This is a genomic window from Burkholderia plantarii (assembly GCF_001411805.1).
GTDB lineage: Bacteria > Pseudomonadota > Gammaproteobacteria > Burkholderiales > Burkholderiaceae > Burkholderia > Burkholderia plantarii.
The window spans coordinates 2,164,799-2,180,363 of sequence record NZ_CP007213.1 but is presented as its reverse complement, the minus strand read 5'-3'; the positions used below and the strand labels follow the sequence as shown (position 1 = coordinate 2,180,363).

General features: G+C 71.3%; 12 protein-coding genes. 5 read left to right on the top strand and 7 right to left on the bottom strand.

Going from position 1 to position 15,565, the window contains the following annotated elements:
• Positions 1-14: 14 nt before the first annotated feature.
• The 5 genes from bpln_RS26355 to bpln_RS26335 all read right to left on the bottom strand — a co-directional run bounded on the left by bpln_RS26355 (position 15) and on the right by bpln_RS26335 (position 4,895).
• On the bottom strand, positions 15-968 hold the full coding sequence (locus bpln_RS26355) for a TauD/TfdA dioxygenase family protein (RefSeq protein WP_055140469.1): 954 nt from the start codon (positions 966-968) through the stop codon (positions 15-17).
• A 134-nt stretch (positions 969-1,102) separates the two neighbouring features.
• Positions 1,103-1,942: an ABC transporter ATP-binding protein gene (locus bpln_RS26350; RefSeq protein ID WP_080937429.1), complete on the bottom strand. Its 840-nt coding sequence runs from the start codon at positions 1,940-1,942 to the stop codon at positions 1,103-1,105.
• Positions 1,943-1,984: 42 nt separating this feature from the next.
• Complete coding sequence (locus bpln_RS26345; protein ID WP_055140468.1) at positions 1,985-2,803, bottom strand: ABC transporter permease; 819 nt, start codon at positions 2,801-2,803, stop codon at positions 1,985-1,987.
• Positions 2,804-2,847: 44 nt separating this feature from the next.
• Positions 2,848-3,756, bottom strand: coding sequence for an ABC transporter permease (locus bpln_RS26340; protein ID WP_042628113.1), 909 nt, complete (start codon positions 3,754-3,756; stop codon positions 2,848-2,850).
• A gap of 14 nt (positions 3,757-3,770) precedes the next feature.
• Complete coding sequence (locus bpln_RS26335) at positions 3,771-4,895, bottom strand: ABC transporter substrate-binding protein (protein ID WP_082465535.1); 1,125 nt, start codon at positions 4,893-4,895, stop codon at positions 3,771-3,773.
• Positions 4,896-5,316: 421 nt separating this feature from the next.
• On the opposite strand from bpln_RS26335, the gene bpln_RS26330 reads away from it, so the two are divergent.
• The 3 genes from bpln_RS26330 to bpln_RS26320 all read left to right on the top strand — a co-directional run bounded on the left by bpln_RS26330 (position 5,317) and on the right by bpln_RS26320 (position 9,295).
• Positions 5,317-6,858, top strand: a complete 1,542-nt coding sequence (locus tag bpln_RS26330; protein ID WP_055140467.1) for a sugar ABC transporter ATP-binding protein — start codon at positions 5,317-5,319, stop codon at positions 6,856-6,858.
• A 32-nt stretch (positions 6,859-6,890) separates the two neighbouring features.
• Positions 6,891-7,952, top strand: a complete 1,062-nt coding sequence (locus bpln_RS26325) for an ABC transporter permease (RefSeq protein WP_055141232.1) — start codon at positions 6,891-6,893, stop codon at positions 7,950-7,952.
• A 287-nt stretch (positions 7,953-8,239) separates the two neighbouring features.
• Positions 8,240-9,295 carry a substrate-binding domain-containing protein gene (locus bpln_RS26320; RefSeq protein ID WP_080937428.1) on the top strand — a complete coding sequence of 352 codons (1,056 nt, stop codon included), beginning with the start codon at positions 8,240-8,242 and terminating at the stop codon, positions 9,293-9,295.
• 130 nt (positions 9,296-9,425) lie between these two features.
• On the opposite strand, the gene bpln_RS26315 is transcribed toward bpln_RS26320, so the two are convergent.
• The gene (locus tag bpln_RS26315) at positions 9,426-10,607 is read right to left on the bottom strand and encodes a porin (protein WP_055140466.1); all 1,182 of its coding nucleotides are present in this window, start codon (positions 10,605-10,607) and stop codon (positions 9,426-9,428) included.
• Positions 10,608-11,389: 782 nt separating this feature from the next.
• Here bpln_RS26315 and leuA point away from each other — a divergent pair.
• Positions 11,390-13,099: a 2-isopropylmalate synthase gene (gene leuA / locus bpln_RS26310; RefSeq protein WP_055140465.1), complete on the top strand. Its 1,710-nt coding sequence runs from the start codon at positions 11,390-11,392 to the stop codon at positions 13,097-13,099.
• Between the two features lie 77 nt (positions 13,100-13,176).
• On the opposite strand, the gene bpln_RS26305 is transcribed toward leuA, so the two are convergent.
• Positions 13,177-13,890: a helix-turn-helix transcriptional regulator gene (locus bpln_RS26305; RefSeq protein WP_055140464.1), complete on the bottom strand. Its 714-nt coding sequence runs from the start codon at positions 13,888-13,890 to the stop codon at positions 13,177-13,179.
• A gap of 209 nt (positions 13,891-14,099) precedes the next feature.
• On the opposite strand from bpln_RS26305, the gene bpln_RS26300 reads away from it, so the two are divergent.
• Positions 14,100-14,918: an AraC family transcriptional regulator gene (locus tag bpln_RS26300; RefSeq protein ID WP_244131943.1), complete on the top strand. Its 819-nt coding sequence runs from the start codon at positions 14,100-14,102 to the stop codon at positions 14,916-14,918.
• The last annotated feature ends 647 nt before the right edge of the window (positions 14,919-15,565 follow it).

Here is a 15,565-nt window from a genome sequence, read left to right as displayed (position 1 = left end):
GGCGCGGCCCGGCCTCACTGCAGCGTGGCGGTGCCGCCTTTCAGCGCGACGCTGGCGCGGCCGTCCACGCCCACCGGCACGTCGCCGTGGACCGTCGCGCGGCGCACCACGCGGCGCGCGTCGCCGTAGTCGTTGATCGCGTAGTGCTGGGTCGCGCGGTTGTCCCAGATCGCCACGTCGCCCTCGCGCCAGCTCCAGCGCACCGTGTTCTCGAGCCGCGTGACGTGCTCGTGCAGCACCTGCAGCAGATGCGCCGAGTCGCTCGCCGAGAGCCCCTGGATGCGCTGCACGAAGTGACCGAGCACCAGCGTGCGCTCCTGCGTGACCGGGTGGACGCGCACCACCGGGTGCAGCGTTTCGTAGACGGTCGAGGTGAACACCTCGCGGTAGCGCTTCAGCTGGTCGGCGTCGGCGTTGACGTGCGACGACGCGTAGTCGTAGGCGTTGGTATGCACGGCCCACAGCGTGTCGGCCAGCTCGCGCAGCGAGTCCGGCAGGTGCGCGTAGGCGGCCGCCGTGTTGGCCCAGACGGTGTCGCCGCCGGCGGGCGGGATCACCACCGCGCGCAGGATCGACACCTTCGGATAGGCGTCGACGAAGGTCACGTCGGTGTGCCACGAGTTCGCGCGCGCGCCGTGCGCCGAGTCGAGTTCGAGCAGCGCCGTGCCGTCGACCGGGGGCACCGTCGGGTGCGCGACGGTCTCGCCGAAGCGGCGCGCGAACGCCTGTTGCGCGTCGTCGTCGAGATGGTGCTGGCCGCGGAAGAACAGCACCTTGTGCGTGTGCAGCGCGTCGAGGACCGCGTCGAAGCTCGCCGCGTCGATCCCGGCCGACAGGCGCAGGCCGGTGACTTCGGCGCCGATCCGGCCCGCCACGCGCCGCAGCGACAGCGGCGAGTCCGGCGCGGACACGGACGAGGGAACGGCGGCGGCATGCGACAGCGGCGTGGCGATCTGGACGTCGGACATCGGGAGTGTCTCCTGGAGTGGGGAGGGAGGATGTTTTCGGACATTCAAGCAGCCCGCGCGGCAAAACTGAACTGACGATTCCTCGTATCGATAGTCCGATTTGCAGCGGTAGCAATCCGGGCCGGCCGGACGCGCTACCAGGCCAGCCGCCAGCCGCCGGCCGGCCGCGGCACGGCGGGTGGCGGAGCGGTGCGCGCGGCCGCATCGTCGTCGCCGAGATCGGCGAGGATCGTGTCGCGCAGCCGCGCGAACGCGGGCGAGGCACGCTCGCGCGGGCGCGGCAGCCCGACCTCGACGATCCGCGCGATGCGGCCCGGGCGCGGCGCCATCGTGACGACGCGGTCGCCGAGCCAGACCGCCTCGTCCACGTCGTGCGTGACGAGCAGCATCGTGATGCGCTCGCGCGCCCAGATCCGTTGCAGCTCGTGCTGCATGCGCGTGCGCGTCTGCGCGTCGAGCGCGCCGAACGGTTCGTCGAGCAGCAGCAGCTTCGGCCGGTTGACGAGCCCGCGCGCGATCGCGACGCGCTGCGCCATGCCGCCCGACAGCTGCGCCGGATAGGCCGCCTCGAAGCCGGCCAGCCCCACCAGCGCGATGTGCTCGGCCACCGCCTCGCGCCGGGCGCGTGCCGCGAGCGGCGAGTTGCGCAGCGCCGCGGCGACGTTCTGCTCGACCGTCAGCCACGGGAACAGCCGGTGGTCCTGAAACACGATTCCGCGTTGAAGCGAGGTATCGCGCACGCGCTCGCCGCCGGCGCGGATCTCGCCGTCGTAATCGGTGTCGAGCCCGGCGATCAGGCGCAGCAGCGTGGATTTCCCGCAGCCGCTCGCGCCGACGATGCTGACGAACTCGCCGTCGCGCACGGCGAGCGAGATGTCGTCGAGCACCTCGAGCGCGGCACCGCGCTGCGCATAGCGCTTGCGGACCTGGCGGATCTCGAGCGCGACGGGCGAATCGATCGAATGGGTGGTCATGGCGATCCGGTGAAGTGAGGAAGGGAGGGCGTGGCGCCGCCGTCAGGCACGCCCGCGCCGCGCCAGCAGCCGTCGTTCGAGCGCGCGCGCGGCGGCATTGAGCGCCCAGCCCGTGGTGCCGACCACGAGGATGCCGAACAGCACGAGATCCATGCGGAACTGCTCGCTGCCGTCGATCAGCGTGTTGCCGATGCCGCTGCCGGCCACCAGCAGGTACTCGGCGCCGAGCGTGGCGAGCCACGAATAGATCAGGCCCAGGTAGAGCCCGGTCGAGATCGACGGCAGCGCGGCGGGCAGGATCACGTGGCGCAGCAGCTGCGCGCGCGAGTAGCGCAGCGTGCGCGCCACCTCGACGTAGGCGCGCGGCACCGCGTGGATGCCGTCGCAGGTGTGGGCCGCCACCGGCAGCAGCGCGGCCAGCGACAGGAACACCACCTTCGCGGTGTCGCCGAGGCCGAACCAGACCGAGATCAGCGGAATCCAGGCGAACAGCGAGATCTGCTTGAAGGTGTCGAAGCTCGGCCCGATCAGGCGCGCGGCGAGCCGCGAGAGCCCGAGCGCCGTGCCGAGCAGCAGGCCGAGCGCGGTGCCGATCGCGAAACCGGCGAACTCGCGCGCGAGCGAGGCGGACAGGGCCCGGGCGAGCGCGCCGCTGGCGACCTGCTGCACCGCCGTGCGCCAGACGGCGTCGGGGCCGACCAGCAGGCCCGCGTGGCCGCGATGCGCGGCGGCCACGGCCCACCAGACGAGCAGCGCGACGGCGGGCAGCACGAGCCCGCGCAGGTCGGGGCGGCGCAGGACGCGCCGCGCGGCCGGCGCGTCCTGCGCCGGCGGGGCGGGCGATGGCGCGGCGGGCGACATGCGGCGCGGCTCCGGGGAGGCGAGTGGTGGAAGGCGGGCGTCGCTCATGCGCGAAACGCCGAGGGTCGGCCGCGCCGCAGGCGCGCCTCGAGCGCGTCGAGCAGGCGGTTGATCGCGTAGCCGATCGCGCCGACGATCACCACCGCCGCCATCACCAGGTCGAGCTGGAACAGCTGGCGCCCATAGACGATCAGGTAGCCGAGCCCCTCCGAGGAGGCGACCAGCTCGACCACCACGAGCGCGAGCCATGCCTTCGTGAAGCCGAGCCGCAGGCCGGTGGCGAGCGTCGGCACGGCGGCCGGCAGTACCACGTGTGCGATGCGCTGCCGGCGCGTGTAGCCGAACCCGCGCGCCACCTCGTCGAGCGCGGCCGGCGCCTCGCGAAAGCCCTGCAAGGTACTCATCGCCACCGGCACCAGCGCCGCGTGCGCGATCAGGATGATCTTGAGCGGTTCGCCGACGCCCACGAGCAGCAGCAGGAACGGCAGCCAGCCGAGCACGGGGATCTGCACGATCGCGTTGAAGCTCGGCAGCACGTAGGCTTCGGCCGTGCGCGACACGCCCAGCCAGGCGCCGATCGCGAAACCGCCCAGCGTGCCGGCGGCGAAGCCGAGCAGCACGCGCTGCAGGCTGATCCAGGCGTTGCTGGCCAGGTCGCCGCCGCGCGCCAGCTCGACGAGCGTCTGCCAGACCGCCTCGGGCGGCGGCAGGATCTGCGGCGCGATCCAGCCGCGCGCGCAGCCGAGCGTCCAGAGCGCGAACAGCAGCGCGGGCAGCAGCCACGGCGCGAGCCACCAGCCGAGCGCGGCGGCGCGCCCGCGCGGTGGCGCGGCGCCGTGCGGCGGCGCGAATGCCCGGGCAGCCGAGGCCGGGGCCGGCGCCGGGGATGGAGCGGCGTGCGCGGCGGCGCCGTCGCGGCGACGCTCGGCGAGCGGGATCGCGGTATCGCTCATGGCGGCGGCCTCCGTCACGATTGCGGCCGGCCCGACGCGTCGTAGCCCGGCCAGTAGTGTTCGAGGTGCTGCGCCTTCAGCGCGCGGTCGAGATAGACCGGCTCGATCCAGCCGTTGAGGTCCACCGGCCGGCGGATCAGCTTCAGCTTCAGCGCGTCCTGCGCCACGGCTTGATAGCGCGCGGCGAAGAACGGATCGAGCAGCGGCGAGTTGCGCGACTTCAGCGTGCCGGCCGGGAATTCGGCCTGCCACGACGCCACCGGAATCCCGCTCGCCGCCCACTGCGCGAGCAGCGCGTCGCGGTTCGCCTCGTCGGAGGCCCAGCGCGAGGCGGCCACGAACACGTTGACGACGCGCTGCACGAGGTCGGGATGCGCGCGCTCGAAATCGTCGAGCACCAGCAGGTGCGACTGGCGCGTGTATTGCGGGCCGTCGTCCTGCGATTCGTAGATGATCTTCGCGAGCCCCGAATCGACCAGCTTCGACAGGTGATAGTCGTTGACCGACGCGTCGATGCCCTGCGAGGCCAGCGCCGCGAGCGCGCTGGCGGTGTCCAGGTTGATCACGCGCAGGTCGCGCTCGTCGAGATGGTTCGCGGCCAGCACGTTGTCGATCACGAGCTGGAGGTTGGTGCCGCGGAAGATCGCGACGCGCTTGCCCTTCAGGTCGGCCACCGAGCGGATCGCGGAGCCGGCCGGCACGCCGATCTTGATGCCGCTCCTCACGCCGACGGCCGCGATCAGGTGCGTGTTCAGGCCGTTGGCGCGCGCCAGCACGGCCGGCAGGTCGCCCTGCAGCGCGAAGTCGAGCGATTTGTCCGCGATCGCCTCGTTGACGGCCGGCCCCGCCCCCTTGAAGAACAGCCACTGCACGCGGATGCCGTCGCGCGCGAATTCCTTTTCGAGCAGCTTCTGCTGTTGCACCGTCGCGCCGGCGCTGCCGCCGAAGGTCGGCGGATCGCCCGCGCCCTGCTGGGCCACGCCGATGCGGATCGTCAGCGGTTCGGCGGCGCGGGCCACGCCCGCGCCGGTCGCGAGGCAGGCCGCGAACGCGCCCGGCACCAGCACGGCGGCGACACGGAGGCAACGGAGGAAACCGGCGAAGCGGGACGGCTGGCGGGACACGGGACGGATCGGCATGGGCGGCAGGTGGCGGTCGTGGAAGCGGGCGTCATGACGAATGCCGTGCCGGTCGTGATCGAAAAGGATCACTAACGAAATGAGCGGCATAAGACATGGCGCGGGGCACGGCGTAGGGCACGACATGGCGCACGGCGTCAGCGGGCGGCGCGGCGCATGACGGCAGACGCAGGGACGATTCATTCTTGTCGAGCGTCCGCGCGATCGCAAACAAGCATTTGTGATTTGCATTCGTGCGCGCGCGCCGCGTGCCGTGCCGAGCGTGCCGTGCTGATATGCATAGCAGAACCGATTCGTTGCCTCGCGCGCGCGATCGCCTATATAACGCTGCGATGACGCCGCCCGCCAACCATTCGCTCCCCCCTTGCGCCGCTCGCCCGAGCGCCGGCGCGGCCGTCGTGCGTCGGGCCGGAGGCGCCGCATGAGCGCGGCGCCGGTGCTGGAGGCGCGCGGCCTGGCGAAGCGTTTCGGCGCGACGCGCGCGCTCGACGGCGTCGACCTGACGATGCGCGCCGGCGAGGTGGTCGCGCTGATGGGCGCGAACGGCGCCGGCAAATCCACGCTCGTGAAGATCCTGAGCGGCGTGCTGCGCGCCGACGCCGGCACGATCCGCCTGCGCGGCCGGCCGTTCGCGCCGGCCGGCACGCAGCAGGCGAAGGCGGCCGGCATCGCGACCATGCACCAGTCGGTGGCCGAGGCGATCGTGCCGACGCTGTCGATCGCCGAGAACCTGCTGCTGGACCGGACGAATCGCGGCGATGGCCGCTGGTTCGAAACGCCGGCGGCCCGCCGCCGCGCCGCGGCGGCGCTGGCCGCGCGCGTCGGGCTCGAGGTGGATCTGGCGGCGCCGGCCCAGGCGCAGCCGGTGGCGATCCGCCAGCTCGTGACGCTGGCGCGCGCGCTCGACGCCGATCCCGCGCTGCTGATCCTCGACGAGCCCACGGCAAGCCTGTCGGCCGACGAGGCCGAGCGCCTGTTCGGCGCGCTCGACCGCCTGCGCGAGCGCGGCGTGGCGATCCTGCTCGTCTCGCATCGCTCCGGCGACCTGCGTCGCATGGCCGATCGCGCGCTGGTGCTGCGTGACGGGCGCGAGGTGGCCGCGATCGCGGCGCCGTTCGACTACGACGCGGCCGTGACCGCGATGATCGGCCGGCCGCTGCCGCGTAAGGCGGCGCATGGCGCGGCGGGTTCGTCGTATCCAGCGAACCCGGCGAACCCGAACGATCCTCGCGGCCCGGCCCGCCACGGCGCGCCGCCGCTGGCGGCCGGCTTCTCGGCGCGCGGCCTGAAGCTGTTCGACGACGCGCCACCGCTCGATTTCGACGCGGCGCGCGGCGAGATCGTCGCGTTCGCCGGACCGATCGGTGGTGGCAAGTCGCGCCTCGCGCGCACCGTGTTCGGCCTGGAGCGGTACGCGGCCGGCGCGATGACGCTGGACGGCCGGCCCTGGCGGCCGCGCGGCCCGGCCGAGGCGGTGGCCGCCGGCGTGGTGATGCTCGGCGAGGACCGCTGGGCCAGTTCGCTGTTCCCCGATTCGGTCCCGTTCGCGTCGGTGGCCGGCACGCTGAGCTTCGCGTTCCTCGCGCGCTGGTTCCCGCTTGGGCGCGTCGCCCGCCGCCTCGAACGCGAGCGCGCGGCTGCGCTGATCCGGCGCCTGACGATCCGCTGCACGGGGCCGGACGACCGCGTCGCGCGGCTGTCGGGCGGCAACCAGCAGAAGGTCGCGCTGGCGCGCGGCTTCGCCGAGCCGGCCGCGCTGCTGCTGCTCGACGAGCCGTTCCAGGGCGTGGACGTGGGCGCGCGCGCCGAGATCGTCGAGGTGCTGCGCCGCGGCGCGGCCGGCTACGCGACGCTGGTGTTCGTCAGCGATCCCGAGGAGGCGTTCGAACTCGCCGACCGGGTACTGGAATTCGACCGGCTGCGCATCGGCCGCAGCGACGACGTGATCAGGGAGACCGCGTGATGAAAACCCGGGTCGGCCGGCTGGCCGCAAGCATGGCGCCCGCGCGCGCCGAACCGGCGCCGCCGCCGCCCGGACCATCGGCGCCATTGGCCCCATCGGCGCGCCCGGCGCGGCGCTTCGCCGGCTGGCTCGAACGCGGCGGGCTGCTGGTGCTGCTGGCCGCGCTGGTGGCCGGCTTCGCCTGGCGCGAGCCGGCCTTCATCGGCATCGACAACCTGTTCAGCATCCTGCAGGCGGCCTCGATCGTCGCGCTGCTCGCGATCGGCGTGACGCTGTCGCTGGCGGTGGGCGGCTTCGACCTGTCGGTCGGCAGCACCGCCGCCACCGCGCAGATGGCGGCCAGCTACGTGCTGGTGGTCTGGCATGGCGGTGCCTGGGCGGCGCTCGGCGCGTGTCTCGTGCTCGGGGTGGCGACCGGGCTCGTGAACGGCTTGCTGATCACGCGCCTGAAGGTTCCAGACCAGCTCGCGACGCTCGGCACGCTGTTCCTGCTGGCCGGCCTGCAACTGATTCCGACTGGCGGGCGCTCGCTCGCCACCGGCACGATCCTGCCCGACGGCAGCGAGGCGAGCGGCGAATTCCCGGCCGCGTTCCTCGCGCTCGGCCGCGCGCGCTGGCTCGAGGTGGTGCCGCTGCCGGTACTGGTGCTGGCTGCCGTGACCGTGCTGGCGGTGCTCGTCACCGAGTTCAGCCGCTGGGGCCGCGTGCTCTACGCCACCGGCGGCAACGAGACGGCTGCCCGGCTCGCCGGGGCGCCCACCACGCGCTACCGGATCGCCGCCTACGTGGCGTCGGCCAGCATCGCCTCGCTCGGCGGCGCGCTGATCGCCGCGCGCGTCGGGCGCGGCGACGTGGGCGCCGGTCATTCGCTGCTGCTCGACGCGGTGGCCGCCGCGCTGATCGGGTACGCCGTGTGGGGCCTCAAGCGCCCGAACGTGATCGGCGCGGTGACGGGCGCGATCTTCGTGGACGTGCTGCTCAACGGCCTGACCATGCTCAACGCGCCGTACTACATGCAGGATTTCATCAAGGGCGCGCTGCTGGTGGGCGCGCTCGCGTTCACGTTCGGGATCGGCGCGCGGGGCGTGCGCTGAGCGGCGGCACGGCGGGGTTTCGCCGTTTCAGCCCGTTTCGGCCCGTTGCCGCGTCGTTGTCGCGAATCGTTGTTTTGCCGCGTCGTTTCAACGCCTTGCCGCCTCGTCCGTGCATGGCCGGGCCGCGCGGTAGGCGGCATGGCGTGTCGTCGCGGCATCCGGGCGAGGCATCGCCGGCCGGCGGCGCCCGCGCGGCCGGCGCGATGCACGCATCGACGGTTTCACCCAGGCGGCCGGCGCGCCTTCAAGCGCCGGTCCCGATTCACTTCTCATCCAGGTTCCTGCTCATGATCGATTCGTTCGTCCGCAAGTACGCGCTGCCGCTGCTGTTCGCCGCCGCGTTCCCGGCCGCCTCCGCGCTTGCCGCGCCAGGGCTCGCGCACGCGCCCGCGCCGTTCGATCGCGGCGGCGTCAAGGTCGCGCTCGTCAACTACCTGTCGGCCGGCGATTTCTTCCAGGCCTACGAGGCCGGCGCGCAGAAGCAGGCGAAGGCGCTCGGCATCGACCTGCGCGTGTTCGAGGGCCGCCAGGACGCCGCGCAGCAGCGCGACCAGATCCAGCAGGCGATCGATCTCGGCGTGGCGGCGATCGTCGTCAATCACGGCCTGCCCGAATCGCTGAAGGACGTCGTGCAGCGCGCGCTCGACAAGGGCATCAAGGTGGTGGCGTTCGACGTCGATCTGGCGAACCCGAAGGTGCCGCAGATCGAGCAGAGCGACCACGACCTCGCCACGCTGCTGCTCGGGCAGGCCGTGAAGGACAACGGCACGGCGTTCGAGGCGGCCTACGTCTACGTGGCCGGCTTCGCGCCGCTCGATCGCCGCGACGCGGTCTGGCAGGCGTTCAAGGCCGCGCATCCGGGCGTGAAGGAAAGCGCCCGCTTCGGCACCGTCGACAATCCGATCGCGCAGTCGGTGGCGAACCAGGCGGCGGCCGCGTTCCGCGCGCATCCGGGCGTGCGCGTGGTGTTCGCCCCCTACGACGAATTCGCGCGCGGCGCGAAGCTGGCCGCCGACGAGAACGGCATCGCCGCGAAGCTGCGGATCTACAGCGCCGACATCTCGACCGCCGACATCCAGGCGATCCGCGCGCCGGACAGCCCGTGGGTGGCCACCGCAGCCACCAACCCGGCCGTGGTGGGCGCCGTGTCGGTGCGCGCCGCGGCGCTGCTGGTGGCCGGGCAGGACCCGGGGCACCGCATCGAGGTGAAGCCGACGCTGATCACGCGCGCCGACCTGCAGAAGCTCGACATCCACAACATCGCCGAACTCGGCGCGAAGTTCCCGGCGTTCCGCCGTGCCGACGCGGCCCGCGCCGCCTGGATGCCGGACGCGGACGAGTAGGAGGGCGGCGCGCCGCGCCGGCGACGGCGGAGGAAGCGGCTGCAATGGCGGGCGGCGGGCGAGCCGGCGGGCCGCCCGCGGCGGCGACGGTTGTCGTGATCGCTACGGTCCTTGCAGCCGCCGCCGGCCGTCAGAACTTCACGCGAATCCCGCCGAACGCGGCCACCTGGCGGTTCGTCGACGATGCGGTGCCGGCGTCGGCGATCGCCGCGATCGCGCGGTAGCCGCCGCCGGCCGAGGTACTCGCGTCGCCGGCCGCGAGCTGGTAGACGCCCGACAGATACAGCTCGGTGCGCTTGGACAGCGCGTAGTCGAGGCCGAGCGTGAACTGGTGCCAGCGCGGCTTGAGCGTGCCGCCGGCGCCGGGCAGGCCGCTCGCGCGGCCGTCGGTGAACGCGTAGATGCCGACCAGCGTGGTGGCCGGCGTGAGTCGGTAGCGCGCGTTCAGGTCGTAGTTGTCGAGCTTGCGCGACGAGCCGTCCACGTAGTCCAGCTGCGTATGGCTCCAGGCGAAGCCGACGATCGCGGCGCCCGCCGTGTAGTTCGCGCCGGCCACGGCGATCTGCTGCTTCGTCACGCCGCCGTCGAGTCCGTAGAAGAACGCGCCGCCGTAGTCGTCGCCGGTGGTGGGGCTGGCGCCGCCGATCGCGCCGCCGGCGTTGCCGGCCGCGTTCGGGTGGTTCAGCACGAGGTAGCCGCCGCCCAGCGACAGCGGCCCGTTGGCGTAGGTCGCCGCGATCCCCCAGGCCCGGTTGTTGCCGAAGCCGGTGCCGCCGCCCGAGCCGGCCTGGTTGCTGAACGCGTAGAGCGCGTCGACGGTGAAGCCGGCGAACGTATCGCTGCGGAACTTCACGGCGTTGTTGATGCGAAACGTCTGGTTCAGGTTGTCGTTGTCGCCGACGTGGGTCGCGGGCGACCAGAAGCCCGGCCCCGCGTATTGGGCCACGAGGTCCGACAGCGGCTCGTACTGGCGGCCGAAGCTGAGCGTGCCGAGGCCGGCCCTGGCGAGCCCGACGAACGCCTGCCGGCCGAACTCGCGGCCGCCCTGGCCGAGCGTCCCGTCGTTGGTCCGAAAGCCGTTCTCGAGCGTGAACACGGCCGACAGGCCGCCGCCCAGATCCTCGGTGCCTTTCAGGCCCCAGCGGCTGCCCGACAGCTTGCCGCTCGTCTGCTGCAGGTTCGCGGCGCCTTTCTGGTTGTTGGTGTAGGCCACGCCGGCATCGACGATGCCGTACAGCGTGACCGAGCTTTGCGCGTGGGCGGCCAGCGACGCCGCGAAGGCGCCGCCAAACGCCAGGGTTTGCTTCAGCATGGTTTTCCTCGTTGTTGTGAGTGTGCGAGTTGGGGGAAAGCCAGACGATGCTAGGCGGGCGGCGCGCGGCGCGGAACCGACGATGCGGGATTTGAAAAGCAGAATTTGATGGTTCGCGGCGGCCATCGCCGCTTCGCCGCGCGCGACCGGACAATCTGTCGGAATGCTGACGAATCTCGTTGCGGATACATCGATCTGGCAAGCGGCGCGGTCGCTTATGCGGCGCCGATGGAATCGTCAGGAAAACTTGATCGATGGGCCGGGCGCGAAGTGAGGCCTGCGCGCGACAGGGGCGGGACTCGCGAAGCCGGCCCGGGCCGGCCGCCTCGCGTGGCCGGCGGCCGATGCGTCACGATGGGGCACGATCCGCAACAGCCGAAACCATCGCCGCGCCCGGCACCGGACCGCGTCCCCGCGCGGGCCAAAAATCCGGTTGACAGCGGGGTGCCCGGCGTGGTTTTATTGCGGCCATGCAAGCCGCCCAGATCCTTTTCTCGCTACGACTACTAGCCCCGCTATCCGGGCTAGGTCTGCGGCTGCGCGCGTTCTCCCTGCTTCGTTCCTGAAGCGCCAGCGTTTCCCCGCATCACGCCTGGCCCCGGTTGTCGACCGGTGCCCGCATTGATTCTCCCTCCAGGTTCCCGTCGCACAACCCCCAAGGCCAGCCAGTATTCGCCGCTTTGCCGTTGTGCCGTTTCATCGTCGCGCGTGTTTCCCGATCCGTACCCCGGATTCCCGGCCCGCCGCGACGCTTACGAAAACCTGACCGAGGACCGATCATGATGCTCAAGAACCCCGCCACCAAGTACCGCCCGTTCACGCCGATCAACCTGACCGATCGCCAGTGGCCGTCGCGCACCATCACGCGCGCGCCGATCTGGATGAGCACCGACCTGCGCGACGGCAACCAGGCGCTGTTCGAGCCGATGGACGCGGCGCGCAAGATGCGCATGTTCAAGACGCTGGTCGCGATCGGCTTCAAGGAAATCGAGGTGGCGTTCCCGTCGGCCTCGGACACCGATTTCAATTTCGTGCGCGAGCTGATCGAGGGCGGCCACATTCCCGACGACGTGACGATCGAAGTGCTGACGCAGGCGCGCGACGACCTGATCGAGCGCACCTTCGCGTCGCTGCGCGGCGCCAGGCGCGCGATCGTCCACCTCTACAACGCGACCGCGCCCGAATTCCGCCGCATCGTGTTCGGCCTCGAGCGCGAGGGCGTGAAGCAGCTGGCGGTGAACGCGGCGCGCACCATCAAGCGGCTGGCCGACGCGGCCACCGACACGCAGTTCACGCTCCAATACAGCCCGGAAACCTTCACGGCGACCGAACTCGATTTCGCCAAGGAAGTCTGCGACGCGGTGTTCGACGTCTGGCAGCCGACGCCCGGGCGCAAGTCGATCGTGAACCTGCCGGCCACCGTCGAGGTGGGCACGCCGAACTACTACGCCGACCAGATCGAGTGGATGCACCGCAATCTCGCGCGCCGCGATTCGCTGATCCTGTCGGTGCATCCGCACAACGACCGCGGCACCGCGGTGGCGGCGGCCGAGCTGGCCGTGATGGCCGGCGCCGATCGCATCGAGGGCTGCCTGTTCGGCAACGGCGAGCGCACCGGCAACGTCGACCTGGTCACGCTCGCGCTGAACCTCTACACGCAGGGCGTCGATCCGGGCCTCGATTTCTCGCAGATCAACACCATCGCGCGCACCTCCGAGGAATGCACGCAGCTGCCGGTGCATCCGCGTCATCCGTATGTCGGCGATCTGGTCTTCACGGCGTTCTCGGGCTCGCACCAGGACGCGATCAAGAAGGGCTTCGCGGTGCAGCGCCCCGACGCGGTCTGGGAAGTGCCGTACCTGCCGATCGATCCGAGCGATCTCGGCCGCGCCTATGATTCGATCATTCGCGTCAACAGCCAGTCGGGCAAGGGCGGCATCGCCTACCTGCTCGAACAGGGCTACGGCGTGGTGCTGCCGCGCCGCCTGCAGGTGGATTTCAGCGGCGCCGTGCAGCGCCTGACCGACGAGAGCGGCCAGGAAGTCTCGGCCGCGCAGATCTGGGCGCTGTTCGAATCCGAGTACGTCGCGAACCAGGCGCCGCTGCGCTACGTCGGCCATGAGCTGAGCGAGCGCGACGGCCGCGAGCTGATCGTGCTGAGCGCCGAGATCCACGGCGAGCGGCGCGAACTGCGCGGCGAGGGCAACGGCCCGCTCGACGCGCTGATGAACGCGCTGCGCACGCCGCTGCGCATCCAGCACTACGAGGAACGCGCGCTGTCGCAGGGCGCCGACGCGAAGGCGGTGGCGATCGCGGAACTGGCGGGCGAGGGCGTGCCGGGCAGCGCGTTCGGCGTCGGCATCGACGCGAACCTGACCACCGCGTCGATCCGCGCCGTGATCAGCGGCATCAACCGCGCCTACGCTCGCGCCGACCAGGCGGCGCGGGACGGCTTCTTCGCCGTGCAGCCGGCCGCGAGCGAAGTGGCCTGAGCGTCGGCATCCGGCCGCCCGGCGGCATGAAGGCCGCCGGGCGGCGCGACGCATCCCGCGAAGGATGCGTCGCGCGCTCACGGCAGCAGCCTCAGCATGGCCGCCTTGGCGGCGGCATGCGTCTTGTTCATCGCATCCAGTTTCATGACCGCGTTCTGCAAGTGAAACTTCACGGTACGTTCGGTAATCCCGACGATCCTGCCGATCTCATAGGCCGTCTTGCCGTCGGCCGTCCACGTCAGCACCTCACGTTCACGCAAGGTCAGCCCGCCGTCCGGCGGCCCGGCCGGTGCCGCCAGGCGCGGCATCAGGTACGCATGCGCGGCCAGCGCGAGGCTCGCGCACGGCGCGTATAACTGCGCGCTTTCCTCGGCGTCGAGCGGCGCCGTATCGCGGGCCAGCGTCAGCACGCCCAGGTTGCCGGTGCGATCGAAGCAGCCGTGCGACCAGCCATATCGCAGGCCGTGGCGCGCCGCGTCGTCCCAGAACGCGGCGTCGCCGCGCTCGTCGAGCGAATTCCAGACCACCGGCCGTGGATCGTTTGCGAGGCGCCGCATCACGGGGTCGATCGCGACGTAGCCGAACTTCTCGTAACCGCGTTCCCATGCGACCGGGTGATTGCCGACGAAGCGCACCTCGGGGCGCGCGAGCGGCAGCGTGCGGCGCAGCCGGTACAGGCAATGCGGGAAGCCGAGCGCGGCCGCGGCCGTGGTGATGGCATCGAGTGCGGTGTCCGCCGTCAGGGCGCGCTGCAGCGCCTCGAAGCACTCGTAAAGCGTCGTCAAATCCATGGGGAAAATCCTCGGGCATGTGGCGGGCATCGTGCATGGCGATCCGCTCATCCTGTTCAAAAGGGCAGTTTTAAAGCAGTTGCAAATACATGTTTAATGGCGGCGGCTCGCGTTCTGTCCTCGGCGAGCCGTGTGCCAGACGGCTTCAGCCGTTGCCGTGCTTTCTGATTTCACCTCCGGTAGATCCGATCATGACGAGCGTTTCCGACTTGCCCATTCGATCGCGCAGCACGCTCCACCCCAACGCGATGCACGCGTTTCCGGCGGGCGGCATTCGTGCGATCGCGACGCCGCGCGCGCCTGGCGCCGGTGCGGGGCTGCCGGTTGCGATCGAGTACGCGCCGCACGCGCACGCGTACGGGCAACTGCTGTTCACGACGCGCGGCGTGCTGGTGATCGACATCGACGGGCGGTGCTGGATCGTGCCGCCGCTGCGCGCGATCTGGATTCCGCCGCGCACCGTGCATGCGATCCGCGCGCTGGGAGACGTGCGGATCTGCGCGCTCTACGTGGGTGCCACGCTCGGCGCGCGGCTGCCCGCGCAGCTGAGCGCGATGGCCGTCTCGCCGCTGCTGCGCGAACTGGCGAGCCGGGTCGATGCGCCGCTCGACTGCGAGCGCGCCCACGATCCGGTGGCGCGCCTTTGCATCGACGAACTGCAGCAGCAGGCGCAGCTCCCGCTGTCGCTGCCGATGCCGCGCGACCGCCGCCTGCTGAAGTTGTGCGAGCGGCTGCAGCGCGAGCCGTATTGCGATCTGCCGCTCGATACGCTGGCCAGCGACGTCGCGCTAAGCGCGCGCCATCTGGCCCGGCTGTTTCGCCAGGCGACCGGCATGAGCGTCGCCGCGTGGCGCCAGCAACTGCGGCTGTCGATGTCGCTCGCGCTGCTGGCCGACGGCATGCCGGTCACGCAGGTCGCGCATCAGGTCGGCTATCGCAGCCCGACCACCTACGCGGCGACGTTCAAGCGCGCGTTCGGCGTGGCGCCGAGCCAGTACTTCGCGACCCCGGAGGACGCCGCGCGCTGAGCGTCGAGGACGCCCCGGCGTTCGCGCCTGCCGTTGCGCCTGCAAACGCGTTCGCCGATCCCCGCGCGCTCGCGCATCGCGCCACCCTGACGCGACCAGCGCGACCAGCGCGACCGTTGCGTGCGCGCCGGCCATTCCGTTCGTACCACGAAGCACCTCGTCGACGCGGCCGCCGCGCCGGCGCCATGTTGCCGTCGTGCGTTTCCGTTGCGCCGGCCGCCGCGCCGCCGCGCGCTTGCGCGGCAGCGCCGTGACGCGTGCCTGGAACCGGTGCTGCACGCCGGTTTTCCCGTTTCTTCCTCACCCGCACGACAAGCCGCGGTGGTCCGATATCGCCGGGGGCCGCCACGCCCGCCGAATTCATTCAAATATTTATCGTGATTTTTGGCCCGGTTTTAATTGATTGAAAAGTCGAATCGTCAGTTTCATTTTTTCGGACGTCGACATCTATGCTATTCAGCCGGAGGCATTCGTGTCAAATCCCGGCGATTTGGCGTGAATTGGCTGAACTTCAAGTCCGGTGGGGCTCTGCGGGCGGTCCGTGAAAATCTGGTCCGGAAAGAATATGAGGATGTCCGATCCGGATAGGCGCGGTTTTGTGCGGTTATTTAGTATCAACGCTCGTTATTGTTGAACGCCCGATGGCG